The 19,067-nt window shown below is 61.0% G+C and carries 10 protein-coding genes; all 10 read right to left on the bottom strand.

The window, feature by feature from the left end; all coding sequences use genetic code 11:
* Positions 1 to 227 precede the first annotated feature (227 nt).
* A complete protein-coding gene (locus tag ACZ89E_RS06680) occupies positions 228 to 2,081 on the bottom strand; it encodes a polyurethane esterase (protein WP_476255167.1) in 1,854 nt (617 codons plus the stop codon).
* Between the two features lie 98 nt (positions 2,082 to 2,179).
* On the bottom strand, positions 2,180 to 3,877 hold the full coding sequence (locus ACZ89E_RS06675; protein WP_476255166.1) for a polyurethane esterase: 1,698 nt from the start codon (positions 3,875 to 3,877) through the stop codon (positions 2,180 to 2,182).
* A gap of 24 nt (positions 3,878 to 3,901) precedes the next feature.
* Entirely contained in the window at positions 3,902 to 6,973 is a 3,072-nt protein-coding gene (locus tag ACZ89E_RS06670) for an autotransporter domain-containing protein (protein WP_476255165.1), read from the bottom strand.
* A gap of 148 nt (positions 6,974 to 7,121) precedes the next feature.
* Complete coding sequence (eprS, locus tag ACZ89E_RS06665; protein WP_476255164.1) at positions 7,122 to 10,082, bottom strand: autotransporter serine peptidase EprS; 2,961 nt, start codon at positions 10,080 to 10,082, stop codon at positions 7,122 to 7,124.
* A gap of 239 nt (positions 10,083 to 10,321) precedes the next feature.
* Positions 10,322 to 11,674: a TolC family outer membrane protein gene (locus tag ACZ89E_RS06660; RefSeq protein ID WP_463257409.1), complete on the bottom strand. Its 1,353-nt coding sequence runs from the start codon at positions 11,672 to 11,674 to the stop codon at positions 10,322 to 10,324.
* 14 nt (positions 11,675 to 11,688) lie between these two features.
* Positions 11,689 to 13,038 (bottom strand): HlyD family type I secretion periplasmic adaptor subunit, encoded by a 1,350-nt coding sequence (locus tag ACZ89E_RS06655; protein WP_149660369.1) that lies wholly within the window; start codon positions 13,036 to 13,038, stop codon positions 11,689 to 11,691.
* Positions 13,035 to 14,816 (bottom strand): type I secretion system permease/ATPase, encoded by a 1,782-nt coding sequence (locus ACZ89E_RS06650; protein ID WP_476255163.1) that lies wholly within the window; start codon positions 14,814 to 14,816, stop codon positions 13,035 to 13,037. The genes ACZ89E_RS06655 and ACZ89E_RS06650 overlap by 4 nt, the downstream gene beginning before the upstream one ends.
* 210 nt (positions 14,817 to 15,026) lie before the next feature.
* The gene (locus tag ACZ89E_RS06645) at positions 15,027 to 15,449 is read right to left on the bottom strand and encodes an AprI/Inh family metalloprotease inhibitor (RefSeq protein WP_476255162.1); all 423 of its coding nucleotides are present in this window, start codon (positions 15,447 to 15,449) and stop codon (positions 15,027 to 15,029) included.
* A gap of 97 nt (positions 15,450 to 15,546) precedes the next feature.
* A complete protein-coding gene (locus ACZ89E_RS06640; protein WP_476255161.1) occupies positions 15,547 to 16,947 on the bottom strand; it encodes a serralysin family metalloprotease in 1,401 nt (466 codons plus the stop codon).
* A 1,019-nt stretch (positions 16,948 to 17,966) separates the two neighbouring features.
* Positions 17,967 to 19,052: a polyamine ABC transporter substrate-binding protein gene (locus tag ACZ89E_RS06635; protein WP_149660365.1), complete on the bottom strand. Its 1,086-nt coding sequence runs from the start codon at positions 19,050 to 19,052 to the stop codon at positions 17,967 to 17,969.
* Positions 19,053 to 19,067 lie beyond the last annotated feature (15 nt).

Here is a 19,067-nt window from a genome sequence, read left to right as displayed (position 1 = left end):
CCTGTACTCAATGGCGGCATGCCGCGGGTGCGTTGTAGAAATAACGCAGAAGTGGGCGGATGCTTTAGTGCCGGTTCCTGTTGGTGCAGGTATTGGAGTCCAGGCGTGACCATCAGGTCACGGTGATAGGCCGTTTACCGCGTTATCGTTCTTCGCGGGCAAGCCTCGCCCCCACAAGGGATCGCGTAACCCCTGTAGGAGCGAGGCTTGCCCGCGAAGAGTCCCTATCAGGCAATAACGATTCCAGAGCCAGACAAACTCTCCAGCCCAACCCCGACCAACGTCACCGAATCCCCGCCAAACGTCAGCACCGTGTCATGCCCGACCGCCGAGACATGCGCCCGGAAGTTATCGTCCGGCGTCACGCCTTGCACACCCATGAACACCAGCTTATCGGTGGCTTGATAGCCAACCACCCTGTCCTGGCCAAACGCCCCGGTGAACAGGAAGGTATTAACCCCGCCCCCCGACTCCATCAGGTCATTCCCTGCGCCGCCGACAAACACGTCATTGCCCTTGCCGCCGATCAAATGGTCGTTGCCGTCGAGGCCAAACAACCAGTCACCGCTGGCGTGTGCCGTGAGCGTATCGGCGCCCGCGCCGCCCTTCACCGTCGAGGCGTATTGGGTCAGGTTATTGCCGACCTTCAGGCCATCCGCCGTGACGCTGTGGGTCACGTCGTCCTTGAACACACCCCACAGGAACGCCGGTTCCTTGGTCAGGATGTTGCCGATGTCGCGGGTGATGCTGATCCCGCCGTTGGCGTCCTTCACGTACAGGTTGCCGACGCCGTCGTTGGCGAACACGAAGTTCTTCACCGACTGTTGCAAGTCCAGCAGGTTGCTGCCCTTGCCGCCCAGCATGATGTTGTAGCCGCCGCCATCGCGGAAGGTGTCGTTGCCGTCCCGGCCTTCGAGGTAGTCATTGCCCTTCCCGCCCTGGATCAGGTCATTGGCGTCGCTGCCGATGATGAAGGTGCTGCCTTTGTGGGTTTCGGCGTTGCGGTTCAGGTCCTGGACCCAGGTGTTGGCCCGCGCCGGGTCCGACAGGTTGGCCACGACGATGGTCGAGTCTTTGCTGGTGAGGTCGTAGAACTTCGACTCAATCACCCGGTTCATGCCGTCGCCGTAAGCGGTCGGCAGGTGCGAGATCCAGGTCGGAATGTTGAGGATGGAAAACGGCAGCACGTTCCACACCGTGGAGGCGTAGTGATCGTTGAAGCTGACGATGTTGTCGGTCGCCGAGGCCTTGGCCGCGTCGTGCACACCCACCGACGCGAGGTTGAAAGTCGAGCCGTCGAGGGCGCGGAACACCGGGTCGTTTTCGTAGCCGATGTTGAGCACTTTGTCGTTGCTGCTCTGGGTCGGCGACGCGTAGGCGATGTAGTTCGAATCCTTGTAGAACCCGCCCCACTTGTCCGTGCTCAGGTCCGCCGCGCTGTTGACGGCCAACCCGCCCAGGCTGTGGCCGCTGAACAACACGTCCTTGCCGGACAAACCGTTGGCACTGGCAAACGCCGCGACATTGCCGAGCAGTTTGCCAAAGGCTTCACCGACGTAATTTTTCGCGTAATCCTTCGGCCCCAGAGCCGCCAACAGATCGTTGATGACGTCGCCGATGGAGTCACCGATCTGGATTTCCCGCGGGCCGCTGGTGCCACGAAAGGCGACACCGACTTCAGTGAGATGGCCCTGGGCGTCGTACTTGCCGAGGATCTCGACCTGGGCGCTGGTGAACCCGGCCTTTTCGCCGTAGAAGGTTCCGCGCGCGTCGGTCTTGCCGTCATAGCCCAGCTGCGCGGCAGTGATCGGGGTCCAGCCGGCCTTCTGCACCGCTTGCAGGGCGAGTTTTTCCGAATCGGGGTTCCACGGAACGCCCGGTATAACCCCTTGGGAATCGGTGCCGCCAATCAGCGCGGTGACCAGGGTGGCCGGCAGCCCGATCCCGAAACCGTTGTGCTGATAACCGGTGGCAAAACCGTTATCGAGGTTGTGATAGGAGTACAGCGTGATGGCCATGGCGTCGCTGAACAGCGCCTTGGAATCGGCTGTGGTGAAGTTTTTGTAGTCGTAAACACCCATTTGCTATTGCCTCTCTTTTGTTGGAATTGTCAGAGATAGCTCACAGCCAAAGCGCCTCGGGAATGAGGCGCTCCGGAGCATTTCAGTGCATGCAGCCGTTATGCAAAGGTAAAACTTGAAGTGGAAAGGTTATCCAGCCCGACGCCGACCAGGGTCACGGCAAAATCGCCGACCTTCAGCACGGTGTCGTGGCCGGACTGTGAAGCATGCTGTTTGTAGTCATAGCCCTGCCCCGCGCCCTGGACGCCCATGAACACCAGTTTGTCACTGCCCTGGTAGCCATTGATCGTGTCGAAACCAAAGGCACCGCTGAACAGGAATGTGTTGTTACCAGCGCCCGCCGCGTGCATCACGTCATTGCCCGCGCCACCGATGAAGGTGACGTGGCTCTTGTCGCTGCGCAGCAGGTCGTCACCGGCATTGCCGAACAACCAATCGCCATCCAGCGTGGCCGCCAGCGCGTTGCCATAGGCGTCGCCGTTGAGCGAATGGTTGTAGTGGGTCAGATCATTACCGTTAAGCAAGCCGCTGGCCGTGACGTTGTAACTGACGTCCTTGGTGCCAAACCATGAGCCCGGCTCCTTGCTCACCAGCGCGCCGATGTCCCGGGTCAGGCTGATGCCGCCGTAGGCGTCACGCACATACAACGTGCCGTCGCCGTCGTTGGCAAAGCTGAAGTTCTGCAACGGCTTTTGCAGCTCAAAGGTGTTGCTGCCCTTGCCGCCCAGCAGGATGTTGTAGCCGCCGTCATCGCGGAAACGGTCGTCACCGGCCCGGCCCTCGATGAAGTCATTACCGGCGCCGCCCTTGAGCAAGTCGTTGCTGTCGGTGCCGATGATGAAGGTGCTGCCGGTGTGCGGTTCGCCGCTGCGGCCCAGGTCCTCGACCCAGGTTTTACCCCGGGACTCCAGCGCCAGGTTGGAGACGATCAGCGTCGAATCCTTGCTGGTCAGATCGTAGAACTTAGAGTCGATTACCCGGTTCAAACCATCGGCATAACCCAGCGAGCCGTGGGCCGACCAGCTCAGCGGGTTGAGGATGCTGAACGGCGTGAGGTTCTGCGCGGTGGAGGCGTAATGGTCATTGAAGTTGACGATGTTGTTGGTCGCCGACGCCTGATAACCATCGTGCTTGCCCACCGAACCGCTGCTGAACGTGGTGCCGTCCAGCGCACGGAACACCGGGTCATTCTCGTAACCGACGTTCAGCACGTTATTCGAGATGCTTTGGGTCGGCGAAGCGAAGGCCACGTAGTTGGCGTCCTTGAAGAACCCGCCCCAGTTGTCGCCGCTCAGTTCTGCCACGCTGTTGACCCCAAGTCCGCCGAGGCTGTGGCCACTGATCAGCACGTCCTTGGCACTCAGGCCATGGGCGATGGCGAACGCCGCGACGTCCTTGAGCAAGGTGTCGAAGGCGCTTTTGGCGTAGTTCTTCGCGTAATCCACCGGGCCGATGGCGGCCAGCAAGTTGTTCTTGATGTCGCCGAAGGTGTCGCTGTAGCCCAGGCCCCCGGTGCCGCGAAAGGCTACACCGAGGCCGATCAGCTTGCCGGCCGCGTCGTACTTGCCGAGCACTTCGGCTTCGGCACTGGTGAAACCGTCCTTCTCGCCAAAGTACGAGCCTTGCGGGCCGACCTTGCCTTGATAGCCCAGGGCCGAGGCGCCAATCGGCGCCCAACCGGTGGCGGGCAATGGCTGGCCCGTCGGCGTGTAGGCATACAGCGTTAGCGCGATGGCATCGCTGTACAGCGCCTTGCCGGCTTCACTGCCGGCATTTTTGTAATCAAACAGTCCCATGTTATTGGCTTCCTTTGCGTCAAATCAGAACTGCCAGTCCAAGGTCAGGCCCACGCCGTGATCCTTTTCGTTGGAACCCAGCAATCCGTTGTAATCCAGGTTCACGCGAGTGGCTTTGTTCAAGGCCAACCCGGCGCGCAGGCCGACCACGGCGGCGTTGCGATCCATCGACACACTCTGCACGTTGAACCCGGTGTTGCTGCTGGCGAAGGCCAGGTGTTGATCGGTATCGACACTGCTCAGGTTGTGCTGCCAGCCGAGGCTGCCAGACAGTTCGAGCTGCTTCTGGTCGGACAGCGCAATGGCTTTGCTCGCCCGCAGACCGAGGGTCGACAGCACCGCGTCGCGGTTGTCTTCACCCGCCTTGAGCGCGGCTGCGTCACCCTTCTCGGTGAAGCTGTCGCTGTTCAAGTGCACGTAAGCCAGTTTGGCGAACGGTTCCAGGGCCAGGGGTTGCAGGTCCAAACGGTAAGCGGCTTCGGTGAACACCTGCGCGGTGGTCGCATCGTGCTTGGTTTTCTGCTTGCCGCTGACATCGGCGAATTGCAGGTCACGTTTCGCATCAATGCGATGCCAGCTGTAGGCACCGCCGACGCTCAGGCGCAGGGCATCGATTTCATGCCCCAGGTACGCACCCAAGTGGTAGCTGTCGACGTCCGCCGACGAGTGCGTGCCATCGCCCATGCTCAACGAGCTGTTGCTATAACCGGTGACGAAACCCAGACGGGTATCTTTAGCGATCAAGCCATCGCCACCCACCAGCAAGCCGCCGATGGAGCTGTTGGAACTAGCGTTGTCGTTACCGCCATCGCTCTTGCCCCAGGCGCCCAGGACTTTGACCCACAGGTTGCTTTTGTCATCCGTCGGCGCGCCGGCGTCGAACAGATCACGTTCACGCAAACGATCACTGACGGCGTCACGCAGGTAGCGACTGTCGTTCATCAGCATGGTGCCCACCGCCGGATGAATCTCGCCGGACAGTTGCTGGAACGCTTGCTGCGCCACTGCGGCGGTCGGCGCCAGCAACAGGGTTTCGTACAGCGCATTGCCCGCGCCCAGTTGCTCGGCGGCTGCGGCTACGGCGCGTTGGTTCGGGGTCTGGCCGACAGCGCTGAAAGACGTCGCGTTACGTTCCACCGCCAGTTGAATCCCGTTGGCCGTGTAATCCAGGGCACCGCCGATAAACAGGTAGTTCGGCAACACTTGCCCAAACTGCCCTTGGATGCCGCCCGCCGCTTGCAGGATGTTGTACTGATGGCCGAGCAGGGTTTGCGTTTCAGCAGTGGTCAGCAGGGTCGGACTGTTTTCCAGGGACAGGCTGACCGTGGCGCCATCGATCACAGCCTTGCCGCCGGCAATGATCTGGTCGCTGCTGGTGGGCGACAGTTCCACGGCGTAGGTCGAACCCGGTTCGAAGACCACGTCGCCGGCCACTTGCAAGGTGCCGATGGAGTTGCCCGGCGCCACGGTGCCGCCGCTTTTCGCGGTCAGCGCGCCGATGCGGCCGTTACCGCCGAGGATGCCGTTGTCATTGACGGTGACTGCCGATTGCAGCGAACCGTTGATCGCCAGGCGACCCTGATTGACCAGGGTCGGGCCGGTGTAGGTGTTGGCGCCGGTCAGCACCAGGGTGCCGATGCCTTGCTTGGTCAGGCCGCCATGTCCGGAGATGTCGTTGCGCCAGGTGTCGAGCCCGCAGTGCTCGTCGTTGCACACGCGTTCGGTGGGTTTGCCGGCGTCGACGATGCCACCGATGCCCGGCAGGTCCGCGACAAACTGGCTGTCGCCGTAGGCACCCTGGATGCGGAATTCTTCCGGGATGTCCTGCTCAGTCACCAACATCGCCGGGCCATTGATGCCTTTGCCCAGGTTGATCATGCCCCAGCCGTACAACGCGTCGACGCCAGGGGCACCGAGGTCGGTGGCCGTGGTGCGCAACACGCTGGCGACCTGCGCGCCGGTCATGTACGGGAAGCGTTCCATCAACACCGCCATGGAGCCCGCCACGTGCGGCGCGGCCATCGAGGTGCCGTTGTAGTTGGCATAACCGGTGCCGACATTGTTGGGGTCGGTGCCGCTGATGATCGAGCTGTAGATTTTGCTGCCCGGCGCCGACACGCAGTAGCTGGCGGTGTAACCGCAGCGCGAGGAGAACACGCTGATGTTGTAGAGCTCGCTGCTGGTCAGGTCCGGATTCTTTTGCAGCGCCGCCACGGTGATCCAGTTTGGCGCGATGTCCGGCACGAAATACGCCAGGCCGGCGATGGCGTCCGGGTTGTTGAGGTTGTAGTCGTTACCGGCGGCGAAGATCGTGACGATGCCGCTGCGAGCCGCCGCGATGGCGCCGTCATAGGCACCGCCGGGCTTGGTGCCGAGCAAGGGCTGGATCTCGTTGAACTGCAATTGCGCGTCCTGCACGGTGAAGTGCGGGAACGCCGGGTCGCGCCCGCCGAGGTCGAAGCGATCGGTGATGCCGATCCCCCAGCTGTTGTTGATGATCCGCGCGCCGCTGGCGATCAGGGCATCCCAACCGGCCTTGTACACGGCGCCGTCGTTGCCGCGAATGATCCCGTCCTCGGGGCCCGGGTCGCCGTTGTCGGCGCTGATGATTTGCGCGCCGAAGGCCACGCCGTGCATCGAGCCACCGTCGCGGCTGCCGGCGGCAATCCCGCCGACGTGGGTGCCGTGGGCGCCGAGCTTGCCGTCGGAGCCGACCGAGGGCGCGCCGTTGTAAAGGAACGCGTCCCCGGCTTTGACCGGGATGTACGGGTCGGTGTATTCACGGATGCCGCTGGTGACCAGGTTAATCACCTTATTGGCCCCGGAAAACTCCGGGTGTTGGGCGTAGACCGGCTGGTCGAAAATCCCCAGTTTCACGCCTTTACCGGAGTAGCCGGCGGCGTAGGCCTCCTGGGCGTTGATCGCGCCCACGCCCCAATCGGCGTTGAACTCGGCGCTGCGCCAACTGTTGGGATCGCCGACCTTGCCGTTTTCCACGTAAGGCGCGGCATGGGCAGTGCCCAGCGTGGCCAGCGCGCAGAGCACGGCGAGGTTGAGGGATTTGAGGGCGAACGTGTTGTTGTTTTCGGACGTCATCCAGCTACCTTCCTTAGTTGTGTTGCCTTTTTCATGACCCCAGGTCATTTGGGGTATCCAAAAGATCGCAGCCTTCGGCAACTCCTACGCCGAACGCGTCACCCGTAGGCGCTGCCGCAGGCTGCGAGCTCTTCACGGGTTCAAACAATCAGAACTGCCAATTGAGGCTCAGCCCCACGCCATGGCTTTTCTCGCGGCTGGCCAGTTGGCCGGTGTAATCGAGGTTCAGGCGAATATCGCGGCTCAGCGCCAGGCTGGCGTGGGCACCGACCAGCGCGGCATCGCGCACCAGTGGCGAACTTTCCACCGCGAACCCGGTGCCACCGCTGGCAAACGCCAGATGCTGCTCGGAATCAACGCTGCTCAGGTTGTGCTGCCAGCCGAGGCTGCCGCTCAGGTCCAGTTGTTGCTGGCCGGACAGGTTCACGGTTTTCAGTGCCCGCAGGCCGAGGGTGCTGAGCACCGCATCGCGGGTGTCGCCATGGCTTTTCAGCGCGGCGGCATCGCCTTTCTCGGTAAATCCCTCGGTGTCGAGGTGCACGTAGGCCAGGTTGGCGAACGGTTCCAGGGCCAAGGGTTGCAGGTTCAGGCGATACGCCGCCTCACCGAAGACCTGGGTGGTGGCTGCATCGACCTTGGCTTTCTGTTTGGCGCTGACATCGCCGTATTGCAGGTCACGTTTCACATCGGCGCGATGCCAGCTGTAGGCACCGCCCGCGCTCAGGCGCCAGGCGCCCAGTTCGTGGCCGGCATACGCGCCCAGGTGATAGCTATCGACCTGCGCCGAGGAATGGGTGCCTGAGCCCATGTTCACCGAACTGTCGCTGTAACCGGCGACCAGGCCGATCCGGGTTTGCTCATCCACGGCGCCATCGACGCCCGCCAGCAAACCGCCAATCGAGGTGGTGTAACCCGCCGTGTCGTGCCGGTCATCGGTCTTGCCCCAGGCGCCCAGGGCCTTGATCCAGCCGTTGCTTTGCGCGCTTTTGGCCTCGTTGAGACGTTCACCCACGGCATCGCGCAGGTAACGGCTGTCGTTGATCAGCACCGAACCCAGCGCCGGGTAGATTTCCCCCGACAACTGCTGGAACGCTTGCTGTGCCGAAGTCGCGGTCGCCGACAGCAGCAGGCTTTCGTACACCGCATTGCCCGCGCCCAGCCCTTCCACGGCGCCGGCCACGGCACGCTGGTTCGGGGTCTGGCCGACGCTGGCGAAGCTGGTGGAGTTACGCGCTACGCTCAGGCCAATGCCGGTGGCGGAATAATCGAGCGTGCCGCCGATAAACAGGTAATTGGGCAACACCGCACCGAACTGTCCCTGGATACCGCCAGCCGCTTGCAAGATGTTGTATTGACGACCGAGCAAGGATTGGGTCTGGGCGGTGGTCAGTAAGGTCGGACTGTTTTCCAGGGACAGGCTGACGGTGGCGCCGCTGACCGTGGCGGTGCCGCCAGCGACAATTCGGTCGCTGCGGGTGGGTGACAGTTCCACGGCATAGGTCGAACCCGGGGCGAAGGTCACGTCGCCGGCGACCTGCAAGGTGCCGATGGAATTGCCCGGCGCCACGGTGCCGCCGCTATTGGCGGTCAGCGCGCCGATGCGCCCGGAACCGCCCAGGGTGCCGCTGTCATTCACGGTCACGGCGGAAGTCAGCGAGCCGTTGACCGCCAGCAGGCCGCCGTTGACGGTGGTCGGCCCGCGATAGGTACTGTCGCCGGTGAGCATCAAGCGCCCGGCGCCAGACTTGATCAGGCTGCCTTCATAGACTCGCGTGGCTGCCGCGCTATCCCGCGCCATGCCCACGGCGTAATCAGTCTGATCCTGTTGACTGGCGCCCGCCGCCACGCCGTTTTCCCAGCCGTTGTCCTTCAGAGTCTGTTGCCAGGCACTGTGTTCGGCGGCGTCTTCGGCCTGGCGCTGGATCAACGCCTTGTCGCTGATGCCGTTGCTCCAGACGTCACTCTGCCCTGCCCCCAGATTGGCGTCGAACGCGCCGAGTAATTGCCCCGGCCCGCGCATCGCCCGGTCCAGGTTGGCCACGCCCCAGCCGACCTGGGTGGTCGGCGCATCGGTGATCGAGCCGTCGAGCTGGGTTGCGGTGGTCAGCAGCACTTGCAGCGCCTGCTGATTGGTCATGTACGGGTAGCGTTCCATCACCAGCGCCAGGGCGGCCGTGGCGTGGGGCGCGGACATGGAGGTGCCGGACTTGATCGCGTAGCCACCGTCAGGAATGGTGCTGTCGATCTTCGCGCCGGGGGTGGTGATGCACCAGTACTTGGCGATCCCGCACTGGTTGTACTTTTGCTGATTGGCTTGATCCAGCCCCGAGACCGCCAGCCAGTGGCCTTCCAATTCCGGCTGGAAGTACGGCAGCGCCGAACGCACGCTGGCGTTGGGGTAGCCGCTGTTGCCGGCACTGAACACGTTGATCACGCCGCGTTGGGACGACACGTCGGCGGCGGCATCCAGCCAGGTGCCTTTATTGAAGTGTTGAGCGTAGGCCGCGTGCAGGTCGTCGAGGGTGCGATAGCTGACATCCGGCGGCTGGCTGCCCCAGCTGTTGTTGATCGCCCGCACACCGGCATCGGCCAGGGCGTTGTAGGCCGCTTTGAAATACTGCGGATCGGGATTGGGACCGAACAGGAAACTGTCGTTCTTGTTGGTGTTGGCCACGTAGATCTGCGCGTTGAACGCCACCCCGTGCATGCCGGTGCCGTCACGGGACGCGCCCAGGGTGCCGGTGACGTGGGTGCCATGGGAGTCGTTGTTGGGATTGAGCGTACCGTCGACGTTGAACGGTGTGCCGTCGACATAGGTGCCGCGGGTGGTGACCGCGTGATAGCGGTCGGTGGCGAACTCGGGATGGCTGGCGTCGAAGCCGGAATCCAGTTCACCGATCTTCACGCCTTTGCCGGTGATGCCGGCGGCGTAGGCTTGATCGGCCTGCATGCGGGCCAGACCCCAGTCACGCTGGAACTCCGCCGAGCGCCAACTGGCGGCGTCACCGGGTTTGCCGGTTTCGAGGTATTGGGCCTGGGCTGCTTGGGGGATGGCAGAAACCAGGAGCAATAGCGTGCCGACCGATATCGGCTTGATCTGTACTTCCATGTCTTTCTCGCTTTTTTGGCGTTTTTAGAGTTTTAGTCCCCCTGTTCGCGGGGGTGGTCGTGCGGTGTTGCCGAAATGCATTTCTTTCAGGATGTCGCGATTCCTGTGGCAATCGAGCTTTTCGTGGCGAGGGAGCTTGCTCCCGCTGGGCTGCGAAGCGGCCCCCCCACGGCGGTTACGGGAGCAAGGTCCCTCGCCACAAAAGCCTGTTCGCCACAGGTTTGTTTTTCGTCAGCAGATCAGCGGGTTTTCGGGCCCTGGCCAAACGCCTCATCTACCTTCGCCAGATCCTGGTCGTTCAATGTCCCGGCGTAGTAATGCAGCTTGGTCCACGCCATCAGGTAGTCATACCGCGCCTGCGCCAGGTCTCTTCGAGTGGTGAACAACTGTTGTTCAGCGTTGAGCGCATCCAGGTTGACCCGCTCACCGCCAAGGATGCTTTGCTTGGTCGACACCACCAGCGCTTCGGCGGACACCAGGGCTTTTTGATAGGCGCGCAGCTTGTTCACCCCCGACAAACAGGCGCTGAACTGGCGGCGCAGTTCGATCAGGGTTTCCCGGGTCTTGCCGTCCAGTTCGTACTCGGCTTGCTCCATGGTGCGGCTGGCCTGGCGGGTCATGGCCGAGACCCCGCCACCGGCATACAACGGCACGCTGACTTCGATGCCGATGGTGTTGGTGTCGTAGCGCTGGTTATAGGTGTTGCCGCTTTCCGATTCGTTCTGGCGCACCGAGGCGTAGGCGCTGACTTTGGGCAGGTGCCCGGCGCGGTTGCGTTCGACTTCGTAGCGCGCCACTTCCACGGCCTGACGCTGGGAAGCCAGGTTCGGATTGTTGGCCACGGCCATCTCGTGCCAGGTGTCGTAATTGGCCGGTTGCAGGGCGAAGGTCTGGAAGTTCTGGTCCAGGGGCGCCAGATCACCGATGTTGACCGCCGGCACGCCGATCAGCGCACCCAGCTCACGCAGCGACGCGTCCTGCTCGTCACGGGCCTCGATTTCCTCGGCCGTGGCCAGTTCATAGCGCGACTCGGCCTCAAGAATGTCGGTGCGCGTGCCTTCGCCCTGGCGGAACATGTGTTCGTTCTGCTGGAACTGTTGCTCGAACGCCTTTTTCTTGGCCTGGGCGATGTCGATCTGGTCCTGGGCAAACAACGCCTTGGTGTAGTTATCCAGCACCCGCACCAGCAATTCCTGGCTCTTGCCTCGAAAGGCTTCGTCGGCGAACAACGATTGCGCCACGCCTTTGCGATACGACGCGTAAGCCTCGTAGTCGAGCAACGGTTGTTGCACCGTCAAGGTCGAGCCGTAGCTGCTGTAGTTGCGGTCCTCGGTGAAGTCCGGCCGCCCTTCGTTAATCTGGGTGACCTTGGAGGTGTTGCGCCCTTTGTTGTAGTTGTAACCCACTTTGGGCAACAGCCCGGCGCGGCCGATGATGCGGTTTTCAAGGCCGGCATCCCGTTCCTTGATGGCGCCGAGGAACACCGGGTCATTGCGCAACGCCTGTTCGTAGATTTCAAACGGCCCCAGGGCCATTGCACTGTTGCAGGTCAGCATCGCCAGGGCGGCCCCGAGCATGGAAAGCTTATTCATACAACCGAACATCCTTATTCCTCGGTCAACGCGGAGTTGGCCCGGTCGAGCAGCGGCTTGAACAAATAGTTGAGGAGTGAACGCTCACCGGTGCGCACGAACATTTCCGCGGGCATGCCGGGCTTGATCACCAGGCCGTGGAGTTTTTCCATGGCCTGGTCACTGACGCTGCTGCGCAAGACGTAGTAAGGGGCGCCGGTTTTCTCGTCGATCATCTGGTCGGCGGAAATCAGGCTGACTTCCCCCGGCACCCGTGGCGTGCGGCTCTGGTTGAACGCGGTGAACAGGATGTCCACCGGCAAGTGGGTGCCGACCTTGTCGATCAGGTTGACCGGCAGGTGCCCTTCCACTTCCAGGGTGGTGCCTTGGGGCACGATCTCCAGCAAGGTTTCGCCCTGGCGCACAACGGCGCCTTCGGTGTGCACCCCGAGGTTGACGGCGATGCCGTCGGCAGTGGCGATGATCTCGCGGTGTTGCAGGTCGAACCCGGCGGAGGTCAATTGCTCCTTGAGGGTCACGCTCTTGAGTTGCGCGTCGGCCAGTTGGGTGCGGACTTCTTTCTGGTACTCCTCGATGTGCTGTTGCAGCTTGAGTTTCGCTTCGAGGATGCCCTGCTCCACCCGCCCGCTTTCGCCGGTGTTCTCCGCCAGTTGTTGCTGCACTTGCGACAGCTGACGCTGGTATTCCATCAGCCGGTTGCGCGGGATGTAGCCGTTGTCGGCCAGAGGCTGAAGGTTGCTCAGTTGCTGTTGCAGCGAGCTGGCCTGGGCCGTCAGGTCGGTGCGGGCGCGGCGCATGCCGGCCAGTTGCGCGTTCGCGCCTTCGATATTGGCGCGCAACCCGCCCTGTTCACGGGCGTAGGCTTCGCGGCGGCTGCTGAACAATTGGCGCTGGCCTTCGAGGACCAGGGCCAGACGCGGATCAGCGTCCTTGCTCAGCTCGGTGGGGAAAGTCACTTGCTTGAGGTTGTCCCGCTCGCTTTCCCAACGCGCGACGCTGGCCCAGGCCATGCGGTATTGCGCCTGCAGCGAATCGACGTCGGCCGCGACCTGGGTCTGGTCGAGCTGGAACAGCGGCTGGCCGAGTTTCACCACCTGGCCTTCGCGCACCAGAATCCGGCTGACAACACCGGGACTCATCGATTGCACCGCTTTGCGCTTGCCGGACACAACCACCGTGCCTTGCACCGGAATCCCTTGATCGAGCGGCGCGAGGCTGGCCCAAGTGAAGAAGCTGCCAGCGCCGACAATCGCGAGGATCCAGCCCATGCGTGCGAAAAATTTGGCGTCGCGTTCAGGGCGTTCGGCGATGTAGTCGTGTTCCATCGTGGCTTCGTTTTCAGTGTTCATGCGTGCGCTGCTCATACACCCGAATTCCTTGTCGTGGGCTGATACTGCCGGCTCATGCTGAGCCCGCCCGGCGCCTGGGGTGCCTTGTGCTCCTGATTGGCGGTCGGCTGGTTGCCGGACAATGCCTTGAGTACTTCCTGACTCGGGCCGAACGCCTGCAAGCGACCGTCGTTGAGCACCAGCAACTTGTCGGCCTGGGCCAGCGCGGAGGAACGATGGGTCACCAGAATCACGCTGGTGCCGTTGACTTTCATGTGCGCAATGGCGCCGGCCAGTGCTGCTTCACCGACGGTGTCGAGGTTGGAGTTGGGTTCGTCCAGCACCACCAGGCTCGGGTTGCCATACAAGGCACGGGCCAGGGCCACGCGCTGCTTCTGGCCGCCGGACAACCCGCTGCCGTCTTCACCGAGCACGGTGTCGTAGCCTTGGGGCATGCGCAGGATCAGTTCGTGGACACCGGCGTGTTTGGCGGCCTCGACGACTTTCTGCGGATCGGCTTCCCGGAACCGCGCGATGTTTTCCGCAATGCTGCCGCTGAACAGTTCGATGTCCTGGGGCAGATAACCGATGTACGGGCCGAGGTCATCGCGGTTCCAGCGATGGATGTCCGCGCCGTCGAGGCGTACCGTGCCGCCGAGGGTCGGCCAGACGCCGACCAGCACTCGGGCCAGGGTCGATTTGCCAGACCCGGAAGCGCCAAGCACGCCCAACACTTCGCCAGCACCCAGGCTGAAGTTGACCAAGTGCAAGGTCGCCGCACGCTGGCCCGGTGGGCCGGCGCTGACTTGTTCGAAGCTGATCTGGCCTTTCGGTGCAGGCAGCGCCATGGCTTCATCGCTGGGCGGAAAGGCTTGCAGCAAGGCATCGAGCCGACGATAGGCGAGCTTGGCGCCGCTCCACTGTTTCCACACGGCAATCAGTTGATCGATCGGGCTCAGGACCCGGCCCATCAGGATCGAACCGGCAATCATCATCCCGGCGGTCATATCGCCCTTGATCACCAGCAACGCACCGAGGCCCAACACCAGCGATTGCAGGCACAGGCGCAGGGTTTTGCTCAGGGAACTGATGACGGCGCCGGTGTCACTGGCCTGGTTCTGCAGGCCCAGAAAACGCGAATGCACCTGGAACCAACGCTTGCGCAAGACCCCGAGCATGCCCATGGCCTGGATGGTTTCGGCGTTGTGCAAATGGCTGGTGGCCAACTGGCTGGACTTCTGGGAAAACCCTGCGGCTTCACCCAAGGGCTTTTTGGTCATCGCCTCGTTGAGGCAAGCCAGCCCGATCAACAGCACGGCGCCGGCCGTGGCCAGCACGCCCAGCCAGACGTTGAACAGGAAAATCACAAACAGGTAGACCGGGAACCACGGCGCGTCGAAGAAGGCAAACAAGGCCGGACCGGTCACGAATTGGCGAATGTGGGTCAGGTCACCGAGGGACTGCCCGGCGTTGCCCTCGCCCTTGAACAGGTTGCGCTCGAACGCGGCTTGGTAGACCCGCAGGTTGAAGCGCCGCTCCAGTTGGCTGCCGATGCGGATGACGATGAAGCTGCGGATGACCTCCAGCATGCCGATGAAGGCAAAAAAACCGACCACCATCAATGACAGCATCGCCAGGGTGGTTTCGTTTTGCGAAGACAGCACCCGGTCATACACCTGGAGCATATAAATCGATGGGACCAGCATCAGCACGTTGATGAGTGCGGTGAAACATCCGACGCTGATCAAGATGCTCTTATAGTCGCCCAGTGCCTTGAATAACGGTGCGGTGGCTGGGGCGTTCGCCATCTTCATTGAATATTCCTGAGATGATAGGCCTCGCCATTCATTGGCGAGATTTCATTAACTGTCCGCACACGGGTCGAGACGTTCTTTGCCCGCTATGTGTTTACACATTAATAACAACTCTTTTCGATTCAGCCAGAGTTCACGTTATCGATGGGCTACTTATAACGGCGTTACAGGGCTTTATATCCAGCACACATCATCAGTGGGCTTTGTTGCTTAACGAGCGACACGTTCAAGCGTGATGCTCAGGCCCGACTTCAAAGTGCTTTGGTAAAACCCTTCACGCTGTCGGCTGAAAAACACAATTCTTGAGCCTTCCTTGCCGGTAATCGAAATACCGTCGGGATCCGGAAACCAGCCAATCGGCTGTTCCTCCAGCCACGCACCGAGGCATTCGGCGCCCTCGCCCAGGGTCTGTTTCGGTTGCAACTCGATGACGCAAACATTCGATGGCTTGTCCTGCAGGGCGCGGGACTCAGCGGTGTCTTGCGGGGCGTTCAGGGTGGCTTGCCAACGACCTGTCAGCTCCGAAGGGTCAGCTAATTTCAGGCTACTTGCCATGGCTACTTCTCCAAAAAACATCATCAGCGTCGCCAATAGCCACGCGCTTGCTCTGTAGGTAAAGACGTTATGGGTCATAGGACTTTTTACTCCGGCCTGTAGCCTTACCCACTACGGGCATCGATGCAAGGACGGAGCACGGCGCACCAGGCGCCGCGCTCCTTTTTGCCTTGAATCAGGCCACGATGTCCGTGGTAGCTGCCTGGCCAACGGTGCTGACGAGGAAATCAGCCACGCCGTGCCCGGAGAAGTCCACCGACAACAGGCTGTTACCGCCCGAAGAGGTCAACACCGCGTCGCCTGCCGCACCGGTGAACGAATTCACGAAGTGCAGGCCTGCGCCTTTGGTGATGCCAGTCAGGTCGATCTTGTCCAGACCGCTGACAAAGTCGAGGATCTGGTCGGCTGCGCCTGGCTTGGAATCAGTGCTGGCGGCAAACACGAAGGTGTCCGAACCCGACCCACCCCACAGTTTGTCCGCACCGCCCGCGCCGTAGATCAGATCGTTGCCGGCACCGCCCTTCAGTTCGTTGGCGATGCTGTTACCAATCAACAGATCGTTGCCCGAACCGCCGATGGCGTTCTCGATGATCGCGCCCTTGGCGATGGACACGTTACCTACCAGGCCGCCAACGTCGGAGAACGAGGCGTCATTGAGGTTGATCTTCTGGTTCTGGGTAAAACCGGAGAAGTCCAGGGTGTCCTTGCCGCCCGCATCCCAGACCGAGAACACGAGTTTGTCGGCGGACGACGAAGCGCTCAGGAAGTCACGGCCGGCATTGGAGTTGAAACCGTAGGTGGTGTCACCGGTACGGGTCTCCAGGTTGGCGCCGTAGAGTTTCTGAATCGCCGCGATATCGTCCATCAGCGGGCCGGACGAATACGCTTCGACACCGCCCTTGCTGAAGTTCTGGCTGGTATTGCTTTCACTCCAGTAGCTCATGAGGCTGTAGCCACGGGTGTCCTGGCCGTAGGACGCGTCGTTATAAGTCGGGTTGCCTTCGCCGGCGTTATAGTCGCCAGGGTGAGACAGGCCCAAGGTGTGACCAATTTCGTGGGTCAGGGTCTGACGCCCGTAATTGCTCAAGCCCGGGGTTTTGTTGACGTTGTAACCACTGCCGGTCAGGTACCAGGACTGACCGTCATAACCTGGCTCGGTGCCCGGCAGGAAAGCAAATGCCGCTGCGCCGTCCTGGCCGCCGCTGTAGTTACCGAAGGTCATGTGGCCATCGCCACCCTTGGACGCTTCGGCAAACGTTACATTGGCGACGTCAGCCCAGGATTGCATGGCGAGCACGGCCTGGGCTTTTTGCAGGGCGCTGAACTGACTGAAACCGGTAACGCCCAGGCCGCTGAAATTCGAGGTCTGGGACGTCAGAAAGGTGTAAGTCAGTTCGATTTTGCCGCTGCCGTTGAGATCGTGCCAGGAAGCACCATCGCGCAGCAGTTGAGTCGCGGCTTGATCTACCGAGAAGGAGGGTTTGCCATTGACCGTGAGGTTGCCGCCACGGTCGTACTGATGGCTGAAGCTATTGATCTGGTTGAACGCAGAACTCGGCGCGGCCAGTGCTTGCAATGGCTGGAAGACCAGTTCGGCGGAATCAATGGCTTTGGCTTTTTACTTTCGACATAAACACACTTCCTTGTTAAGCAATGGAACAGTTTTTGTCCGACGGGACAATCTCTGGCGAGATCGTCCAATCACTCGCCCAATGAAGGCGTAAGAAACCTGACACAATTGGAAATCAAACGTCTAGCACTTTTTTGGGGTCGAACTTGGCTGTTCGGGAATATGCCCGGAAACATGGGGTGCGGGGAGGGAATATTGTTTGGAGTGATGGGGTTTGAATGGATTGTCTGACAACTTCAAATTTAAATATTAAATATGGCTAAGTTGTTTTTTGTCGAAGACGTCTCACTTTGCTGGACTTATTAATATGAGTGCCAGTGCATTGCCATCAACTAAATCAATCTCCTAGTGAGTCGCCTTCATGAATGAGTATGGGCGGATTCTTGTTCCAATAGATCCGCCCTTCTCATCCTCACACGCTAAGGCACTCGATCGATGCCTTCGATAGCAAACACGACCTCAACATCCACTCGCTCAGCTGCCCGAGTATGGTAACTAAAATTCAATTGCCCATTGATTCGCTCCTCTGGCTGGTGATTTTGAAGATGGAGGGTGCCACCGGTGACAGCTTCGAACACCTCCCCAGACGGGTTCACAAAATAGAAAAGACTCACCACAGAACTGCTACCTACGTGGTATGTACCGCTCGGAGCATTTTCATCGGCTAATCTAAACGCGATGCCTTCGCCGGCGAGCCCGCCCGCGTATCCAGTGACGTTCAAGCGGTGGTCAGTGTTATTTCTAAACACATGGGTTGAAGTAAAGGCCCTCTTCAACCCCGTTTTTTTTCGGAAATGGTGCCTTTCATCGTGCCGGTGACATTGCTGCTCATGACGAACCCTCCTTGTGTCGCCTCGATGCGAGGCGCCTGCCGTCATGATTTGATCGACAAATAAAAATGTTGAAACCTGTCAGGTTTGACAGGTCTCAAGATCATTTTGCTATTTCAGACGATGTCGACTGACTCAACTCCCCGTCCGAATCTTGTTCCACACCCGCGTGCGAATCCGGTCGATGTTCAGCGGCATCGCCTCAAGCGCAAACAATTTCCCCATCATTTCCGGGCTCGGATATACCTTGGTGTCGTTCTTGATCGCCGGGTCGATCAGGCTGTCGGCCTGTTCGTTGCCATTGGCGTAGTGCACGTAGTTGCTGATGCCGGCCATGACGTCCGGGCGCAGCAGGTAGTTCATGAAGGCGTAGCCGGCTTTGTCGTCCGGGGCGTCGGCGGGCATGGCGACCATGTCGAACCAGATGGCGGCGCCTTCCTTGGGAATCGCATAGCCGATGTCGACGCCGTTCTTGGCTTCTTTCGCGCGGGTTTCCGCTTGCAGGATGTCGCCGGAGAAACCGACGGCCACGCAGATGTCGCCGTTGGCCAGGTCGCTGGTGTATTTGGACGAGTGGAAATAGCTCACGTACGGCCGGACTTTGAGCAGCAGCGCTTCGGCCTTTTTATAGTCTTCCGGGTTTTTGCTGTGGTGCGGCAGGCCCAGGTAGTTCAGGGCGGCCGGCAGCAGTTCCGGGCCGTTGTCGAGAATCGCCACGCCGCATTTTTGCAGTTTCGCCATATTCTCGGGCTTGAAGATCAAGTCCCAGGAATCCACGGGCGCGTTGTCACCCAACACAGCTTTGACCTTGGCGATGTTGTAGCCGATGCCAGTACTGCCCCACAGGTATGGGAAGCCGTGTTCGTTGCCCGGATCGTTGGTTTGCAAGGCTTTGAGCAACACGGGGTTGAGGTTTTTCCAGTTCGGCAACTGGCTCTTGTCGAGCTTCTTCAAGGCCCCGCCCTGAATCTGCCGAGCCATGAAGTGGTTGGAGGGGAACACCACGTCGTAACCGGATTTGCCGGTCATCAACTTGCCGTCGAGGGTTTCGTTGCTGTCGTAGACGTCGTAGCTGAAACCGATGCCGGTTTCTTTCTGGAAGTTCTTGGTGGTGTCCGGGGCGATGTAGTCCGACCAGTTGTAAATCTTGACGGTCTCGGCCGCGTGGCTGAGGGTCGCGACCAGTGCGAGAGGTGCCAGGGTCAATGTCTTTCGGATCATGAGTCGATTCCTGTG

It is taken from the genome of Pseudomonas sp. TE3899, assembly GCF_056279105.1.
This window is presented reverse-complemented; position numbering and strand designations above follow the sequence as displayed.

What these genes read in the sequence shown, in the direction of transcription:
- ACZ89E_RS06660 (WP_463257409.1), bottom strand. Translation starts at nt 11,674, where the DNA reads ATGAATAAGCTTTCCATGCTCGGGGCCGCCCTGGCGATGCTGACCTGC.
- ACZ89E_RS06670 (WP_476255165.1), bottom strand. Translation starts at nt 6,973, where the DNA reads ATGACGTCCGAAAACAACAACACGTTCGCCCTCAAATCCCTCAACCTC.
- ACZ89E_RS06655 (WP_149660369.1), bottom strand. Translation starts at nt 13,038, where the DNA reads ATGAGCAGCGCACGCATGAACACTGAAAACGAAGCCACGATGGAACAC.
- ACZ89E_RS06645 (WP_476255162.1), bottom strand. Translation starts at nt 15,449, where the DNA reads ATGACCCATAACGTCTTTACCTACAGAGCAAGCGCGTGGCTATTGGCG.
- ACZ89E_RS06650 (WP_476255163.1), bottom strand. Translation starts at nt 14,816, where the DNA reads ATGAAGATGGCGAACGCCCCAGCCACCGCACCGTTATTCAAGGCACTG.
- ACZ89E_RS06675 (WP_476255166.1), bottom strand. Translation starts at nt 3,877, where the DNA reads ATGGGACTGTTTGATTACAAAAATGCCGGCAGTGAAGCCGGCAAGGCG.
- eprS (WP_476255164.1), bottom strand. Translation starts at nt 10,082, where the DNA reads ATGGAAGTACAGATCAAGCCGATATCGGTCGGCACGCTATTGCTCCTG.
- ACZ89E_RS06680 (WP_476255167.1), bottom strand. Translation starts at nt 2,081, where the DNA reads ATGGGTGTTTACGACTACAAAAACTTCACCACAGCCGATTCCAAGGCG.
- ACZ89E_RS06635 (WP_149660365.1), bottom strand. Translation starts at nt 19,052, where the DNA reads ATGATCCGAAAGACATTGACCCTGGCACCTCTCGCACTGGTCGCGACC.